This is a genomic window from Pseudomonas sp. SIMBA_068 (genome assembly GCF_046534705.1).
In the GTDB taxonomy this organism is placed as follows: domain Bacteria; phylum Pseudomonadota; class Gammaproteobacteria; order Pseudomonadales; family Pseudomonadaceae; genus Aquipseudomonas; species Aquipseudomonas putida.
Map to the genome: position 1 here is coordinate 1 of NZ_JAWRYI010000196.1, position 331 is coordinate 331.

Below are 331 nucleotides of genomic sequence, written 5' to 3' on the forward strand. Positions count from 1 at the left end.
CGGTTTAAGCCTAGGTTTGCTTTTGCCTAATCTTGCAGCTGCTGCACCCACTACGTTTGTTCATTTATTGGAATGGAGTTGGCCCGATGTTGCACAAGAATGCGAGCAGTTTTTAGGGCCAAAAGGGTATGCTGCTGTACAAGTGTCTCCGCCTAACGAGCATATTACAGGCAACCAATGGTGGACTCGCTATCAACCTGTGAGCTACCAACTGCAAAGCCGAGGCGGTAATCGAACGCAGTTTGTAGATATGGTTAACCGTTGTAAAAGTGCAGGGGTCGATATTTATGTAGATACCTTAATTAATCACATGGCGGCTGGCAGTGGTAAT

Annotated in this window: 1 pseudogene; it reads left to right on the plus strand. The window is 46.5% G+C overall.

The features are described 5' to 3' along the window. Positions 1–331: pseudogene (locus tag SB756_RS28795) on the plus strand (alpha-amylase); the annotation flags it as partial.